Annotated in this window: 14 protein-coding genes; 9 read left to right on the plus strand and 5 right to left on the minus strand. The window is 68.7% G+C overall.

The window, feature by feature from the left end:
* Positions 1-99 precede the first annotated feature (99 nt).
* Genes M3B11_RS12655 through M3B11_RS12670 form a run of 4 tightly spaced genes read left to right on the plus strand, consistent with a single transcriptional unit; the run spans position 100 to position 5,160 of the window.
* Positions 100-1,047, plus strand: coding sequence for an ABC transporter permease (locus tag M3B11_RS12655; RefSeq protein ID WP_102163159.1), 948 nt, complete (start codon positions 100-102; stop codon positions 1,045-1,047).
* Positions 1,044-1,892: an ABC transporter permease gene (locus M3B11_RS12660; RefSeq protein ID WP_259877796.1), complete on the plus strand. Its 849-nt coding sequence runs from the start codon at positions 1,044-1,046 to the stop codon at positions 1,890-1,892. The genes M3B11_RS12655 and M3B11_RS12660 overlap by 4 nt, the downstream gene beginning before the upstream one ends.
* Position 1,893: 1 nt before the next feature.
* Positions 1,894-3,747, plus strand: a complete 1,854-nt coding sequence (locus M3B11_RS12665; protein ID WP_259877810.1) for an ABC transporter ATP-binding protein — start codon at positions 1,894-1,896, stop codon at positions 3,745-3,747.
* Between the two features lie 18 nt (positions 3,748-3,765).
* Positions 3,766-5,160: an amidase gene (locus M3B11_RS12670; RefSeq protein WP_259877797.1), complete on the plus strand. Its 1,395-nt coding sequence runs from the start codon at positions 3,766-3,768 to the stop codon at positions 5,158-5,160.
* A gap of 1 nt (position 5,161) precedes the next feature.
* Here M3B11_RS12670 and M3B11_RS12675 read toward each other — a convergent pair whose 3' ends face one another.
* The 4 genes from M3B11_RS12675 to M3B11_RS12690 form a co-directional block, all read right to left on the minus strand.
* Positions 5,162-6,088, minus strand: a complete 927-nt coding sequence (locus M3B11_RS12675; RefSeq protein ID WP_259877799.1) for an ABC transporter permease — start codon at positions 6,086-6,088, stop codon at positions 5,162-5,164.
* Complete coding sequence (locus M3B11_RS12680; RefSeq protein WP_259877801.1) at positions 6,085-6,924, minus strand: ABC transporter permease; 840 nt, start codon at positions 6,922-6,924, stop codon at positions 6,085-6,087. Before M3B11_RS12680 ends, M3B11_RS12675 begins: the two co-directional genes overlap by 4 nt.
* Positions 6,921-7,904, minus strand: coding sequence for an ABC transporter ATP-binding protein (locus tag M3B11_RS12685; protein ID WP_396121579.1), 984 nt, complete (start codon positions 7,902-7,904; stop codon positions 6,921-6,923). Before M3B11_RS12685 ends, M3B11_RS12680 begins: the two co-directional genes overlap by 4 nt.
* Positions 7,905-8,007: 103 nt before the next feature.
* The gene (locus tag M3B11_RS12690) at positions 8,008-9,390 is read right to left on the minus strand and encodes a hypothetical protein (RefSeq protein WP_259877803.1); all 1,383 of its coding nucleotides are present in this window, start codon (positions 9,388-9,390) and stop codon (positions 8,008-8,010) included.
* 161 nt (positions 9,391-9,551) lie between these two features.
* Here M3B11_RS12690 and M3B11_RS12695 point away from each other — a divergent pair, with 161 nt between their 5' ends.
* Positions 9,552-10,763, plus strand: coding sequence for a DUF6350 family protein (locus M3B11_RS12695; protein ID WP_259877805.1), 1,212 nt, complete (start codon positions 9,552-9,554; stop codon positions 10,761-10,763).
* Positions 10,764-10,802: 39 nt separating this feature from the next.
* On the opposite strand, the gene M3B11_RS12700 is transcribed toward M3B11_RS12695, so the two are convergent.
* Entirely contained in the window at positions 10,803-11,255 is a 453-nt protein-coding gene (locus M3B11_RS12700; protein ID WP_259877806.1) for a hypothetical protein, read from the minus strand.
* Positions 11,256-11,283: 28 nt separating this feature from the next.
* Here M3B11_RS12700 and purN point away from each other — a divergent pair, with 28 nt between their 5' ends.
* From purN to M3B11_RS12720, 4 genes are all read left to right on the plus strand, one after another.
* Complete coding sequence (gene purN, locus M3B11_RS12705; protein WP_259877807.1) at positions 11,284-11,910, plus strand: phosphoribosylglycinamide formyltransferase; 627 nt, start codon at positions 11,284-11,286, stop codon at positions 11,908-11,910.
* A 58-nt stretch (positions 11,911-11,968) separates the two neighbouring features.
* Positions 11,969-13,516: a bifunctional phosphoribosylaminoimidazolecarboxamide formyltransferase/IMP cyclohydrolase gene (gene purH, locus M3B11_RS12710; RefSeq protein ID WP_259877808.1), complete on the plus strand. Its 1,548-nt coding sequence runs from the start codon at positions 11,969-11,971 to the stop codon at positions 13,514-13,516.
* 46 nt (positions 13,517-13,562) lie between these two features.
* A complete protein-coding gene (locus M3B11_RS12715; RefSeq protein WP_259877809.1) occupies positions 13,563-13,976 on the plus strand; it encodes a hypothetical protein in 414 nt (137 codons plus the stop codon).
* Positions 13,977-14,132: 156 nt separating this feature from the next.
* The gene (locus M3B11_RS12720) at positions 14,133-14,315 is read left to right on the plus strand and encodes an antitoxin (protein ID WP_102163146.1); all 183 of its coding nucleotides are present in this window, start codon (positions 14,133-14,135) and stop codon (positions 14,313-14,315) included.
* Positions 14,316-14,380 lie beyond the last annotated feature (65 nt).

Raw genomic sequence — 14,380 nt, forward strand, 5'->3', positions numbered from 1 at the left:
GGGGGGGGGCGCCCCCGGGGGGGCCCCCCCCCCCGGCCCGCCCCGCTCATCTGACCCGCAGCGGCCGCGCCGCGGCCGCTGCGGATACAAGGAGGTGGCATGGCCGGATACCTCATCCGCCGGCTGCTGCAGTTCGTAGTCACCGCTGCGATCGCCTCGGTCATCGTGTTCCTGCTCATGCAGGTGCTGCCCGGCAACGCCGCTCAGGTGGCCCTGGGAACCAACGCCACCCCCGAGGCGGTAGCCCAGCTCGAGCGCACGTACGGTCTGGACCGGCCACTGCCGGTCCAGTACCTGGACTGGATCTCAGGTGTGCTCACCGGCGACTTCGGCACCTCGTATGTCACCCGCGCACCGATCACCCCGGTCATCGCCGACTCCATCCAGGTCACCCTCATCATCGTCATCGCCTCGATGGCCGTCGCCCTGCTCATCGCCGTGCCGCTGGGTTCGCTGGCTGCGGTGTTCCAGAAGCGCACGCTCGGCACCGCGATCTCTGCGGCCAGCCAGGTCGGCATCGCCGTGCCGAACTTCCTCGCCGCCATCATCCTCATCATGATCTTCTCCTTGGGCCTCGGCTGGTTCCCCTCCAGCGGCTGGGCCGCCCCGATTGAGGGCTTCGGCCGGTTCCTCGCACGGCTGGCCCTGCCGGTGCTGGCGCTGGCGCTCGTGCAGGCGGCGATCCTCACCCGCTACGTCCGTTCGGCCGTGCTCGAGGTGATGCGCGAGGACTTTCTGCGCACCGCCCGCGCCAAAGGGCTGACGAAACCGCAGGCGCTCGTACGCCACGGGCTGCGCAACGCCGCTATCCCCGTCGTCACCGTCGCCGGCATCCAGCTGGCCACGATGCTCATCGGCGCCGTCGTCATCGAACAGGTCTTCGTCATCCCCGGCATGGGCTCCGAACTCGTGCGGGCTGTGGCCAACCGCGACCTTGTCACCGTCCAGGGCATCGTCATGGTCCTCGTCGTGCTCGTCCTGCTGCTCAACCTCATCGTCGACCTGCTCTACACCGTCCTCGACCCGCGCGTCAGGAGGGCCGCATGAACACCCGTCTCGTCGCCAGCCGCCGCTACAAGGCCGACGCCTCGCTCGTCATCGGAATCGCGCTCATCGGCATCGTCATCGGCATGGCGCTCGTGTCGTATCTGTGGACGCCGTACAACCCCACCCAGGCGATGCCCGCCGACCGGCTGCAGGGCATGTCAGCCGACCACATCTTCGGCACCGACCGGTACGGCCGCGACACCTTCACCTGGATCATGTACGGCGCGCGCGTCACCCTGCTCGTCGGCGTCGTCTCCGTCGCCATCGCCGCCCTCATCGGAGTGCCGCTGGGCGTGCTGGCTGGGATGACCCCCTACGGGTGGCTGTCCGGGCTCATCATGCGCGGCAACGACCTGCTGCTCGCCTTCCCCGCGCTGCTGCTGGCGATCGTGTTCTCCGCCGTGTTCGGTCCCGGCACCGGACCTGCGATGGTGGCTCTCGGCATCGCCTCGATCCCCGGTTTCGCCCGCGTCGCCCGATCCGGGACCCTGCAGGTGATGAGCACCGAGTACATCATGGCCGCCCGGGCAGCCAATCGCCGGATCCTGCCGATCGCTGTCTTCCACGTGCTGCCCAATATCGCTGGGATGATCATCGTGCAGGCCTCCGTCGCCTTCGCACTTGCCATCCTCGCCGAGGCGGGGCTGTCCTTCCTGGGTCTGGGCACCCAGTCGCCGACCCCTTCGTGGGGTCGGATGCTGCAGGAGTCCCAGCAGTACCTGTCCTCTCATCCGATGCTCGCCCTGTGGCCGGGCCTGTTCATCGCCGCCGCTGTGCTCGGGTTCAACCTCCTCGGCGACGGGCTTCGCGACCGCTTCGACCCGAAGCTGAAAGGACGTGACTGACATGCCCGCCCACACCAGCGCCGCCACTCCGCCGGCACCGGTGAGCAAGCGCAGCCTGCTCGAAGTCACCGACCTGTCGATCACCACCGCGCAGACCACGCTCGTGCACCCGACGTCGTTCACCATCGCCCCCGGCGAGCGGGTCGGGCTCATCGGCGAATCCGGGTCCGGGAAATCGCTTACCTCCTCAGCGGTCATGGGCCTGCTGCCAGACGAGCTCACCGCCACCGGCTCGATCACGCTCACCGGCACTCAGGGCAATCTGCTGGAGCGCTCCGACCGGCAGATCGCCCGGCTGCGCGGGCTGAACATGAGCATGGTGTTCCAGGAGCCGATGAGCGCACTCAACCCGCTCATGCGCGTCGGCGCCCAGGTCGCTGAGGTCATGCGCATCCACCGCACCCAGTCGAAGACGAGCGCTGCGAAACGTGCGATCGACCTGCTGGGTCTCGTCCAGCTGCCCGACCCGCAGACCACCGCCCGGGCGTACCCGCACCAGCTCTCCGGCGGGCAGCGCCAACGGGTGATGCTCGCGATGGCGCTGGCGAATGACCCGCAGCTGCTCATCTGCGATGAGCCGACCACCGCCCTCGACGTCACGGTCCAGCGGCAGGTCCTCGACCTCGTGCTCGACGCCGTCACCACCTCGGACACGGGGCTGCTGTTCATCACTCATGATCTGGCCGTCGTGGCCAGTGTCTGCGAGAAGGTCATGGTGATGTACCACGGCGAGATCGTCGAAGCCGGTGCCACCGAGCAGATCTTCACCGACCCGCAGCACGACTACACCCGCGGGCTGCTCGCCGCCTCCGACCTGACGGCCACCGACGATGACGGCCGGCTCTTCACCATCGCCACCGCTCGCGCCTACGATGCCGCCCGGCTCAGCCGGTCCCGCTTCACCCCGCCCGAGCCGCAGGTCGCCACCGCCTCGGGACCGGCCGACGACACGGGTGCGGTCGACGGTACAGGGCCGGTCGACGGTACGGGGCCGGCCGGCGACACCCGACCGCAGACCGCCTTCAGGCCCGACGCAGCACAGGAGCAGGCGCCGCTGATCGAGATCGAGGCCCTGCACAAGACCTATCAGCGCACGAAGTCCGGGCTGTTCAGCAGAGCCGACACCGTCGATGCGCTCACTGACGTATCGCTGAGCATCCGGGCCGGGCAGCGCTTCGGCATCGTCGGCGAATCCGGGTCGGGCAAGTCGACGCTGCTCAAGATCCTCTCCGGGCTCGAACCGCTCACCAGCGGGTACGTCCGCGTCGGGGACTGCGAGATCGCCTCGGCCACCCAAGCGCAGCTGCGAGCGATGCGCGAGGAGCTGCAGATCGTCTTCCAGGACCCCTTCGCCAGCCTCGACCCGCGCATGCAGGTCGCCGACATCGTCGCCGAACCGCTGGTGGCCATGGGCGTGCCGGCCGCCCAGCGGCGGGAGAAGGTCAGCGAGATGCTCGAAGCCGTCGGCCTCGACGCCGGCAGCAGCACCCGGTATCCGCACCAGTTCTCCGGCGGGCAGCGTCAGCGCATCTCGATTGCGCGTGCGCTCGTGTGCCGCCCGCGGATCCTCGTCGCCGATGAACCGGTCTCCGCCCTCGACGTCTCCGTCCGCGCCCAGGTGCTCAACCTGCTCACCGACCTCGTCGAGGACTACGAGCTCACCCTCGTGTTCGTCTCCCACGACCTCGGGGTCGTGCGCCACCTGTGCTCCGATGTCGTCGTCATGAAGGACGGCCGGATCGTCGAATCAGGGGACGTCGCCTCGATCTACGACCACCCGCAGCACGAGTACACCGCCTCGCTCGTCGCCGCCACACCCACGCTCGCCGCCGCTCTGAATGACCGGGCCGGCTGAGAGCACGGAAGGACCGCCATGGATACCACGCTCGCCGATGCCAGCGCCGCCGAACTGCGCGCCGCCTACGTCGCAGGCCGGACCGACCCGGTCGCAGTCCTCGACGCCGTCAAGGAGCGCGTCGAGACATGCGAACCGACAGTCAACGCCCTCTGGCATGCCGACTTCGACTCCGCCCGGCAGGCAGCCGAGGCATCAGCGGCCCGCTGGCAGGCCGGAAAACCGCTCTCGGAGCTGGACGGCGTGCCGGTGACGATCAAGGAGAACATCGCCTGGGCCGGGGTCGGGATGCCCGGCGGCCACAATGCCGGCGATCCGCCGATTGCCGAGGAGAACGCCCCGATCACCGACCGGCTGCTGGAAGCCGGGGCAGTGCTCTTCGCCTCGACCGTCATGCCCGACTGGGGGATGCTGTCCTCGGGAGTGTCGTCACGTCACGGCATCACCCGATCACCGCTCAACCCGGAGCTGACGACCGGCGGATCATCCTCGGGTGCCGGTGCGGCCGCGGCTGCCGGGTACGGGCCGATCCACATCGGCTCCGACATCGGCGGGTCGATCCGCCTGCCGGGCACCTGGCTGGGCTTGGCGACCCTGAAGCCGAGCTTCGGGCGGGTGCCGCTCTCAGCGCCCTACCTGGGCCGGTGCGCAGGCCCCCTGGCCCGCCGGATGAGCGACGTCATCGACGCAATGGAGGTCATCGGCCGGCCCGATGATCGCGACTACTCCCAGCTGCCGGCCACCGCGGACAGCTACCGGGATGAGGAATTCGACGTCACCGGGCTGCGGGTGGCCGTGCACACCGATGCTGGGTGCGGCAGTGCAACCGATCCCGAGGTGGCCGCCGCCGTCGATGCTGCCGCTGCGGTCCTCGATGGCGCTGGGGCGAGAGTCGAGCAGATCACCCCGTTCATGGACCAGGAGCTGCTGGTCGATATCGATCGGTTCTGGCGGGTGCGCTCGTGGGCGGACTTCAAAGCCCTCGACGATGCCGACAGGCGCATGATCCTGCCCTATGTCGCCCAATGGTGCTGGGCCGGAGCCGACATCTCAGCGACCGAGCTGCTGCGCTGCTACCACTCGATCCAGGAGATGCGCCGGCGCACGATCGCGGCGACGGCTGCCTATGACTTCGTGCTCTCCCCGGTCGCGCCGATGGCCGCGTTCCCAGCGGACTGGCCGATGCCGTTCAACGACGCGACCCAGCCGATGCAGCACATCTCCTTCACTGTGCCCTACAACATGTCCGAACAACCGGCCTCCTCCGTGCCGGCCGGATACACAGCTGACGGCCGGACGATCGGCCTGCAGGTCGCCGGCCGCCGCTTCGACGACCGGGGAGTGCTGACCCTGTCCGAATGGTTCGAATCCGCGCTTGAGGTGCCGCTGGCCCCGCGCACGGTGGGCGTCTGACTCAGCGCAGGAAGAGCCTCTGCAGCCGAGTCGATGTCAGTGCCACACCGATGACGATCATGCCGGCGAAGTAGACGATGTGGATCCAGGCCGGGCTGGTCGCTGCGCCCAGAACCGTCAGGCGCATGAGCTCGACGCCGTGCCACAGCGGCAGCGCCTGGACCACCCACTGCACGGCGGCTGGGTAGACATCGATGGGGTAGAAGGTCGCCGAGAACAGGAATAGCGGCTGCAGGATGACGAAGATCCAGTCGAGCTGGTACCAGCCGGAGAAGAAGCTCGTGATTCCCATGCCGATCGCGGCGAACGCGAAGGCCATGAGCATTGCGACGCCGAGTGCGGTGAGCGACCATGGGGAGGCGAGCAGCCCGAGGGCGAACATGACGGCGACGAAGCCACAGGCGTAGAGGAAGCCGCGGAAGACTGCCATGAGGATCTCACCGAGGGCCACGTCGAGCGGGCCGAGCGAGGTGGTGAGCATCGCCTCGTAGAGCCGGCCGTGCTTGAGGCGGAAGAACACGTTGACCGTCGAGTCCATGACCGCGCCGTTCATCGCCGAAGCGGCCAGCAGAGCTGGTGCGATATAGGCGGCATAGCTGATCGTCTGGCCTTCGTAGTCGACACTGCCGATGAGGGAGCCGAGCCCCAGGCCCATGGCCAGCAGGTAGAGGATCGGCTCGAGCACGCCGGTGGCGATGAGGATGAAGTTGTTGTGCCGGAGGACCTGCAGGCCGCGGGCCACCACGGCCCGGGCATTGCCGGCGTAGAAGGCGCGCACCCGGCCCGGGCGCGGAGCGGCCAGTGCGCCGGCGGTGCTGCCTGACGGTCCGCCGTCAGCAGGCAGGGCGTGTGTGTGCGGACTGCCCGGCCTCTGCGAACCGGGAGGCTGCGGACTGGGCGGCCCCTGCGGACCGGGCGGCTGCGTCATGAGGTCAGCCTCCGGGCGAACAGGCGCATCGCGATGAGCAGGCCGGCGGCACTGGGGATGATGATGCAGGCAAGGTGCACAGCGACCATGACCCCGGTCATCGGCTGGTGATAGGACAGCAGCCGCCCGAGTTCGGTGGTGTGCCACAGCGGAGACAGCCAGCCGATCCACTGCACCGACAGCGGCAGATTCCCCAGCGGGAAGAACGTGCCGGAGAACAGCATGAGCGGCATGACGACGACACGCTGGATGAGCGCGAACTGACCGGAATCGCGCGTGAGCGTGGCGGTGAAGGCCATGACCGGGAAGCCGAGCGCAGTCCCGCCCACGGCGGCCAGCGGGATCATGAGCCAGCCGGTGGCCGGGTTCGGCACGGCGTCGAAGACGAGGGCGATGATGAGGAAGTAGATCGTCGTGATCGCAGCGACCCGGATGACCGTCGCCAGAGCTGCGCCGAGCGCGATCTGCGCTGGAGTCAGTGTGGTGGCGGCCGCCGCCCAGTAGCCGCGATTCCACCGGAACCCGGCCATCACCGGGTAGGTGGATTCCTCGACGGCGAACATCATCGCCGCTGTCGCCAGCATCGCCGGGGCGACGAAGAGCAGATACGGCACCCCGCCGACACCGTCGGGCTGGGCGGAGTCGACGACGGTGCCCAGTCCCAGACCGAGGGAGAAGATGTAGAACACCGGGGTGAGCACGGTGACAGCCAGGGTCGTCTTGATGAACCGCAGGGAGAACAGCAGCTGCTTCTCGGCCACCAGCCACGGGCCGGCCCGGCGCACCGCCTGGCGCTGGCGGGCGTGTGTGCCGGGCGCGTCGATGTCGGTGCTCATTCGATGAGGCTCCGTCCGGTGAGCCTGAGGAAAACGTCCTCGAGGCTGGAGCGGCGCACGAGCGCGGTCAGCGGAGCGAATCCGGCCTCCCGGATCGCTGCGAGTGCGGCGTCACCGTCGCCGCTGTAGAGCAACAGCCGGTCAGGCAGCACCTCGATGCGCTCGCAGTACCGTTCGAGCGCCGGGGCCTGCTCTTCGTTGCGGTCGATGCCGAAGCGCAGCTCGAGCACCTCCCGGGTCGAATAGCGGCGGATGAGCTCGCTCGGCGCTCCCTCGGCCATGACCCGGCCGTGGTCGACGACGATGAGCCGGTCGCACAGCTGCTCGGCCTCATCCATGTAATGCGTCGTGAGCACGAGCGTGACGCCCTTCTGCTTGAGCCGGTAGAGTCGGTCCCACAGGATGTGCCGGGCCTGCGGGTCGAGCCCGGTGGTCGGCTCATCGAGCATCAGCAGGCTGGGATCGTTGACCAGCGACCGGGCGATCGTCAGCCGGCGCTTCATGCCACCGGAGAGCTCATCGACCCGGGCGCTGCGCTTTTCGCGCAGATTGGCGAAGTCGAGCAGCTCATCGGCCTTCGCCTTGGCGTAGGCGCGCGGGTACCCGAAGTAGCGGGCGTAGAAGACGAGGTTGTCGAAGACCGAGAGCTCCTCGTCGAGATTGTCCTGCTGTGGGATGACGCCGAGCCGAGCGCGGATCTGCGGGCCGTTGACGTTGGGATCGAGGCCGAGCACACTCAGCTGCCCGCCGGTGCGCGGCAGCGTCGCACCGATCATGCGCATCGTCGTCGACTTCCCCGCCCCGTTCGGGCCGAGAAGACCGAAACTTTCACCAGGAGTGACGGTGAAGTCGATGCCGTCGACGGCGGCGAAGTCGCCGTAGCTCTTCGCCAGGCCCGAGGCGGAGATGACCGGCTCTGGTTCGCTCACCTGGTTGGCCGGTTCGCTCACCTGGCCGGCCGGGGACGTGTCTGCACTCACAGTCCACGACTGTACCACCGCCTCGGCGCCGGTCAGTGGGAGTCGAAACAGCTGACCTGACCGGCGATGTCGCAGGTCAGGTAAGCTGTGAGGGGGTGCCAGGTCAGTAGAAGTCGACGGTGAGCTTGTCGCCGTCCATCTTGACCGAGCCGTTGGTCTCGAAGTCGACGGTGCCGTCCCAGCGGTACTTGCCGTCCTTCGACTTGGCCTTCATCGTCATCTTCCCGACCTTGTCGGACTCGGTGTAGAAGGAGCCGCCGGAGCCGTCGGGGCTGAGCATCGTGCGGACCGAGGGCATCTTCTCGATTGAGCGTTCGATGGTCTTCTCGTTGACCTTGTCGGCGGCTTCCTTGCCCTTGTCGTCATTCCAGCTGATGTTGACCATCGGGCAGCCGTCGACGGAGGTCTTCTTCTCCTTGGCACACTCCTTGACCTTGTCCTCGACCAGCTTCTTGACGTCGGTGTCGAAAGCATCGGTGGCCTCGACGGAGAGCTTGACGGTCGCAGCCCGCGGGGCCTCCTCATCGGCGAAGCCGACGGTCGCATTGCCCTCAGCGGAGGTGATGTACTTGCTCTCCGGGGTCGAGACGTCGTAGCGGCCCGGCCAGACGGCGTACTCGACCCGGCTGGCTTCAGGGGTGAATTCCTGTCCGTTGATCGTCGAGCCGCTGATCGGCGGCACTTCGAGGGCGATCGTCGGCAGCACCGGCGGTTCGAGCTTCCACTTGTCGAAGAACATGCCCTGCCGGCCGTCCTTCGTCGCCGTGAGCACGAGGTCATAGGGCTGCCCGCCGAGGGAGTACTGGGTGTGGATCTTCGCCGAATCGCCGTTGCGGGTGGTCTCGACGACCTTGGTGTCGGTGATCTTGTCCTGGGAGCCGTCGACGATCGGCTGGACGAGGAGCTTTTCGCTGGCGCCGTCAGGGGCGGTGGCCTTGGTGATCTCGTTGGCCTTGTCCATGTTGCCGGCCTCGAGCGCGGCGAGGTACTCCTCGGCGACCGTGTCCGGGCCGTACTTGTTGTTGTTCACGCTGCGCACGACGAAGAAGCCGACGAGCACGAGGATGAGGACGAGAGCGACGGCGCCCAGCGACAGGAACAGCGGCAGCTTCGACTTCTTCCGCTTCTGCTGCCCGTGCGCCTGGTGCGGGTCACCGGGGCCGGGTGCATAACCGGGGGCAGGGGCCGGCTGCGGGACGCTGCCGCCTGCCGGGCCCGAGGCGGCACTCGCCCCGCCTGTGGGGTTCGAGCCGATCGGTGCGGCGCTGTAGGTCGGACCCGTGTCCTGGGAACCACCCGAGTGAGGCCCCTGCGGGCTGCTGGAGTAGGCTCCCTGAGGGCTGCTGGAGTAAGGCCCCTGCGGTCCACCGGAGTAGGGCCCCTGCGGGCTGCCGGAGTACGGGCCGGGAGCACCGGCACCGGCCGAGCCGCCGGGACCGTGCGGCGGCTGAGGGGGCATCGGCGGGGGAGTAGGGTCGGAGTTCATGTGCTTCGCAACCTTGTCTTCAGCGCTGGTGTACGACAGTGACGCGTTCGGCGGTCAGCGCCGACGGTCACCGCGATAGTGGCTCACGCTACTACTTTAGTCGCAATACCCGGTGTGTCGGTATTCCGTGTCCGGCGGCTGCGTCGGGCACCATAGGGGAAGTGAGCTCCCCACCTGACAGCAGTGGCCGCGGGTCCCGGCATCTTGGACGCCACCCAGCGGTCATCGGCGTGCTCGAAGCCGTGCGGATCCTCTTCGCGCTCGTCGCCATCGCGTTCGTGCTCGCAGCGATCGCCTGGTTCATCGGCATCGCCGAACAGCGTCCGCTCGCCGCGATCCCCGGTTGGGCGTTCACCGGCCTGGCCGCCGCCACCGGGCTGAGCGTCAGGCCCGGTGAGGCGCTCATGAGCTTCCCGCCCAGTCTGCTGTGCCTCATCGTCTGGCTGCTGCTGCGCAATGCCGCCTCCCGCACCGCCACCGCGCTCGACGCCAATGCGCGTCTGCAGCGCGCCGGCCAGCTCCCCGCCCACCGCGTCCCGCGCACCAGCGCCTACCTGTCGATCGCCGGGGCGTTCCTGCTCGTCACCGTCGGGCTCGGCTTCGCGCTTGGGGCCGCGACGCCGAGCCTCATCGGCTTCACCCGCGTCGGACTGCTCATCGGCACCGCGATCGTGTTCGGTGCCGGCCTGTACCCGCAGGCAGCCGCCGCGGACTCCACGCTGTCCGCCAGGCTCGGCCAGCAGTGGGCCGCGGCCCTGGAGGACGCGCACCGCGTGTGCGTGCGCGCCGGCTGGTGGCTTGCCGGGTTGGCAGCAATCAGCGTCGCCGTCGGACTCGCCGTCGAGTTCGAGGAGGTCAAAGACGTCGTTGGCCTCTACAGCGCCCCGGTCGTGGCCGCCATCGGCCTGTCGGCGGTGCAGCTGCTCTACCTGCCCGGCATTCTCGCCGTCGCCCTTGCCTGGCTCAGCGGTGCCGGCGTGAACCTGTCGGCAGCCGAGACCGCCTCGGCGTTCTCAGCAGCCGATGGGCCGCGCCCGGCGGTGCCGCTGCTGGCGATCATCCCGGAGCACCCACCGGCCTTCCTGGCCGCGGCACCGGCGCTGCTCGTCATCATTGGCGTGCTACTCGTGACGCTGCGCCGCAGCTGGCAGCGCGTCGACCTGCCGGTCATCACCGTCGCCTCAGCTCAGCTGCTCGTGCTCATGTGGATGTGGGGGCTGTTCTCCACCGGTGGGCTGGGGCCCGGCGGCCTGGAGGTCTTCGGAGTGCCGGCGCTGCTGTTCCCGCTCATTACCGGCGGGCTTGTCATCGCCGGTCTGTGGGCCGGCTATGGGCTCATCCTCGCTGCCCGCCGGGCGCAACCGCAGGACTGAGACGGCAGACTGGGCGCGCAGGGCAGAAGCGGGGGCTGATCAGCCGGCGCCGAGGTCCTCGAGCATCTTCGTCAGCTGCGAGCGGTGCTCGGTCTGGCATTCGACTGCGGCCTGCTCCGTCAGCGCGGAGGTGACACAGTCCTCGTAGGCCTTCTGCTGCGGGTACAGCACCGCCATGCCGATCGCCTGCAGGATCATCCAGCCGGCCGCCAGCGCGCCGAGCACACCCATGACGATCCAGCCGCCGGCCTGCTTCGAGCGCACCCCGGCGATGAAGTAGCGCACCGTCCACACGAGGGCTGCGATCGCGAAGACGCCGGAGAACAGCTTCGCCGGCAGCGGGTACAGCGAGGCCAGCAGCGCAGCGCCGAGCAGCAGCGTGAAGATCGTGCCCTCACGGTTGCGCTTCATCACCAGCGCCTCATCGCCGCTGGGCTTCTCGGCAGAGGGCCGCTGGTCGTTCTGGCTGGGCTTGTGCTCGATCGGACTCACCGCAACAGTCTGACATACAATGACAGCCGTGCGCCTCGTAACCCTCGCCTCCGGATCCGGGTCCCTGACCCAGGCTGTCATCGACGCCTTCACCACCACCGCACCCGTCGCCGATGTCACGCTCGCTGCGGTCGGTTCGGATCGGCCCGATGCCCCGGTCCTCGACCGTGCCCGAGGTGCCGGTCTCGACGCCTTCGTCGTCGCCCCGCGTGATTTCGCCTCCCGCGACGAATGGAACCGGGCACTGGCCGAGGCGGTGGCCGGCTATCAGCCCGACTGGGTCGTCTCGGCTGGGTTCATGCGCATCCTCGGGCCCGATTTCATCTCACGCTTCCCGCAGCGCATCATCAACACCCACCCGGCCCTGCTGCCCTCCTTCCCCGGTGCGCACGGTGTCCGCGATGCGCTCGCCTACGGCGTCAAGGTCACCGGCTCGACCATCCACCTCGTCGATGAAGGTGTCGACACCGGTCCGATCATCGCCCAGCAGCCGGTCCCCGTCGAACCCGATGACACCGAGGACACCCTGCATGAGCGCATTCGGCAGGTCGAGCGCCGCCTGCTCGTCGACGTCCTCACACATCTGGCCAGCGCGGATCTGCACGTGACGGGCCGCCGTGTCGCCGGATTCTCCGGCCGCGATAGCATCGACTGAACCAGCTCACCTCTCATCACCTGTCCGCCTCTGCCCATTCCGTCCGAAGGAGCCTGCTGTGGTAGCTCACCGTCCGATCCGCCGCGCACTCATCAGCGTCTACGACAAGACCGGCCTGACCGACCTGGCCAGCGGGCTCGCCGAGGCCGGGGTGTCGATTGTCTCGACCGGCTCGACGGCCAAGCAGATCGCTGAGGCAGGAATCGACGTCACCCCGGTCGAAGACGTCACCGGATTCCCCGAATGCCTCGAAGGCCGCGTCAAGACCCTGCACCCGAAGGTGCACGCCGGCATCCTCGCCGACTCCCGCAAGGACGACCATCGCGCACAGCTGGCTGAGCTCGGCATCGACGCCTTCGACCTCGTCGTCGTCAACCTCTACCCATTCACCGACACCGTCGCCTCGGGTGCGGACTTCGACGCCTGCGTGGAGCAGATCGACATCGGTGGCCCGGCGATGGTCCGCGCAGCGGCGAAGAACCACCCGAGTGTCGCGATCGTCACCGATCCCGCCCGGTACGGCGATGTCGTCACCGCTGCGCAGACCGGCGGCTTCGACCTGGCCTCCCGGCGCCGGCTCGCAGTCGAGGCCTTCGCCCACACCGCCTCCTACGATGCCGCAGTCGCCGGCTGGCTGGCCGGACAGCTCGCCGACGGCGACGAGCCCGGCGACTTCTTCGGCATCACCGCGATCAAGAAGCACGGGCTGCGTTACGGCGAGAACCCGCACCAGGCCGCTGCCGTCTACCAGACCGCAGCCGGCGGCGGCATCGCCGGAGCCCAGCAGCTCGGCGGCAAGGAGATGTCGTATAACAACTACCAGGACACTGACGCCGCGATCCGGGCCGCCTACGACTTCGACACGCCTGCGGTGGCGATCATCAAGCACGCCAACCCGTGCGGCATCGCCACTGCGGCTGATATCGCCGAAGCCCACCGCAAGGCCCACGCCTGCGATCCGGTCTCGGCCTACGGCGGGGTGATCGCCGCCAACCGCGAGGTCACCGTCGCGATGGCCGAATCCGTCAAGCCGATCTTCACCGAGGTGCTCGCAGCCCCCTCGTTCGCCCCCGAGGCGCTGGAGATCCTCAGGACGAAGAAGAACCTGCGCCTGCTCGAACTCGGTGGCTGGCAGCCCGATGCCCAGGAGTTCCGCCAGATCTCCGGCGGGGTGCTCATCCAGGACCGCGACAGCTTCCAGGCCGACGGCGACGACCCGTCAAACTGGACCCTGGCCGCCGGACGGGCCGTCGACGAGGCGACGCTGCGCGATCTCGCCTTCGCGTGGCGGGCCTGCCGGGCGGTGAAGTCCAATGCGGTCCTGCTCGCCGCCGACGGGGCCTCCGTCGGAGTCGGCATGGGCCAGGTCAACCGGGTCGACTCCGCGCAGCTGGCCGTCCAGCGCGCAGGCGACCGGGTCGCGGGATCGGTGGCCGCCTCGGACGCGTTCTTCCCGTTCGCCGACGGTCTCGAAGTGCTGACCCGCGCCGGTGTCACCGCGATCGTGCAGCCGGGCGGGTCGATCCGCGATGAGGAGGTCATCGCAGCCGCCGAGCAGGCCGGAGTGACGATGTACTTCACGGGAACCCGCCATTTCTTCCACTGAACCCCGACACGCTGCGTCCCGGCGGCCGGCCGACCGAGCGCCGGCGGTGGGGTTGCCGGCGGCTGGATCAACGGCAGCTGGGTCGACGGCGGCTGGATCAACAGCAGATGGGCAGCCGCCGCGCCATCAGCGCCAGCCCCTGCCACGCGGGCGCGGACGCAACTGGTTCTCCAAACGCTGGATCTACTGGAAGCGCCGCTACTCCAACCCCACCCGCCGCGACTGGGTGCTGCTGGCCAGCCTCATCTGGATCGTCCTGTCAGCAGCCGCTGCGCTGCCGAGCTTCCGGCTGGGCGGATTGACCTTGGCCGCCGGCCTGTTCCTGCTGGCGGGCCTGCGGATGCTGCCCGGCCCACTCGGGGAGATGTGGGTCAACCGGCCGCGCCGGGCCGACGTCATCACCATCCTCATCCTCGCCGGTGCGCTCGCCGGACTCAGCCTCGTCGTCCCCGGCCACTGACCCACCGCCGCGGCCAGGCACCGGCGGCTGGGTGAAGACGGCGTGAACACAGCGTTTCCACTCGCGCGAGATCCTTTACAGCCGGACGCTGACCTGCAAAGGTGGAGTGCACAGCCGGTCACCTGACCGGGACGCGATGTTGAGAAGGAGTTTGATATGGGACTCGGAGACCTCGGCAACAAGGCGAAGGACGCGGTGAACTCGGACAAGGGCGAGCAGGCCGCCGACAAGGGCCTCGACCAGGCGTCGCAGAAGGCCTCGGATGCCTCCGGCGGCAAGTTCGACGACCAGATCAACAAGGGCCGGGATGCCGCAGACGGCAAGCTCGGCAACGAGTGACGCCCCTGTAGACTGACACGCAGATCACGGGCTGATTCAGGCCCAGACTGACACGCAGGCCCCGC

The sequence above is a fragment of the Brevibacterium sp. p3-SID960 genome (assembly GCF_025144725.1).
Classification (GTDB): domain Bacteria; phylum Actinomycetota; class Actinomycetes; order Actinomycetales; family Brevibacteriaceae; genus Brevibacterium.

Coding starts and splice junctions, on each gene's coding strand:
- M3B11_RS12655 (WP_102163159.1), top strand. CDS start 100: ATGGCCGGATACCTCATCCGCCGGCTGCTGCAGTTCGTAGTCACCGCT.
- M3B11_RS12660 (WP_259877796.1), top strand. CDS start 1,044: ATGAACACCCGTCTCGTCGCCAGCCGCCGCTACAAGGCCGACGCCTCG.
- M3B11_RS12665 (WP_259877810.1), top strand. CDS start 1,894: ATGCCCGCCCACACCAGCGCCGCCACTCCGCCGGCACCGGTGAGCAAG.
- M3B11_RS12670 (WP_259877797.1), top strand. CDS start 3,766: ATGGATACCACGCTCGCCGATGCCAGCGCCGCCGAACTGCGCGCCGCC.
- M3B11_RS12675 (WP_259877799.1), bottom strand. CDS start 6,088: ATGACGCAGCCGCCCGGTCCGCAGGGGCCGCCCAGTCCGCAGCCTCCC.
- M3B11_RS12680 (WP_259877801.1), bottom strand. CDS start 6,924: ATGAGCACCGACATCGACGCGCCCGGCACACACGCCCGCCAGCGCCAG.
- M3B11_RS12690 (WP_259877803.1), bottom strand. CDS start 9,390: ATGAACTCCGACCCTACTCCCCCGCCGATGCCCCCTCAGCCGCCGCAC.
- M3B11_RS12720 (WP_102163146.1), top strand. CDS start 14,133: ATGGGACTCGGAGACCTCGGCAACAAGGCGAAGGACGCGGTGAACTCG.